This is a genomic window from Nocardia brasiliensis NBRC 14402 (assembly GCF_000308475.2).
Taxonomy (GTDB): domain Bacteria; phylum Actinomycetota; class Actinomycetes; order Mycobacteriales; family Mycobacteriaceae; genus Nocardia; species Nocardia brasiliensis.
On sequence record NZ_BAFT02000100.1, the window covers coordinates 1 to 1264 of the forward strand.

At 64.0% G+C, this 1264-nt stretch carries 1 protein-coding gene; it reads left to right on the forward strand.

What is annotated here, in order from left to right:
* Nucleotides 1-44: 44 nt before the first annotated feature.
* On the forward strand, nucleotides 45-1264 hold a 1220-nt coding region (locus TY25_RS34035; RefSeq protein ID WP_236639166.1), incomplete at its 3' end, for an IS30 family transposase.

The following is a 1264-nucleotide window of genomic DNA, read 5'->3' on the forward strand; positions in this document are numbered from 1 at the left end:
CGGATTCCAGTGGTCGATGCAACACCCTGTGATGAGGAGTGTTGATGTCGCCACGGGTTTCGCGTGCGGTGTTGAGGGAGTTTTGGGAGTTGGTCGGTGAGGGGATGGCACCGAGTGTGGCCGCGGTTGCATCCGGTGTGTCGGGTAGTACCGGGACGAGGTTGTTCGCTGAGGCTGGTGGTGTGAAACCTCGTCTGCGCGTGCTGGGTTGCTCGGGTAAGAAGCCTCGGTTGAGTCTTGCCGAGCGTGAAGAGATCGCGATCGGCAATGCCCGGGACGAGTCGGCGAACTCGATCGCCAAGCGGCTCGGGCGAGCCACCTCGACGATCACCCGGGAGATCGAACGCAACACCAAGGCCCACCGGTATGGGCGGCGGGTGCGTTACCGGCACAAACACCGGTTCGGAGCGTCAGCGCGGGGTCCGGTGCAGCAAGTGAACTATCGAGCCGTTTTCGCTCAGCAGCGTGCTGATGCCCGCGCCTCGCGTCCCAAGACAGCCAAGCTGGCCGATAATCAGAGACTGAGCCGGCAGGTCGCCGACTGGCTCGAGGAAGGCTATAGCCCCGAGCAGATCAGCCACCGGCTGCGGCTGGAGTTCCCCGACGATCCGGAGATGCGGGTGTCCCACGAAACGATCTACCAGTCGCTCTATGTGCAGGGTCGTGGTGGCCTGCGCCGCGAGCTGCATCAACAGCTGCGTAGCGGGCGTGCTCTGCGCCGGCCGCGGCGCTCGCTCGGGCAACGCGGCAACCCGATCGCGGGCATGGTCAACATCAGCGAGCGCCCTGCCGAGGTCGAAGACCGGGCCGTGCCCGGGCACTGGGAAGGAGACCTGATCACCGGCGCGGCCAACGGCTCAGCGATCGGCACCCTGGTCGAACGCATGACCCGGTTCGTGATCCTGCTGCACCTGCCTACCAACCACAGTGCGCTCTCAGTGCAGGAAGCGATGATCGCGAAGATGAGTCAGCTCCCGGCGATCTTGCGCCGCACCCTGACCTGGGACCAGGGCCGGGAAATGACCAACCACGCCCAGATAGCCGCCGCTACCGATCTCGACATCTACTTCTGCGACCCCCACTCACCCTGGCAGCGCGGCACCAACGAAAACACCAACGGCCTTCTACGCCAATACTTCCCCAAAGGACACGACCTATCCATCTTCACCGCCGACTACCTCGACTTCATCGCCACCCGCCTCAACAACCGACCCCGCAAAACCCTGGCCTGGAAAAAACCCGCCGAAGCACTCGACGAACTACT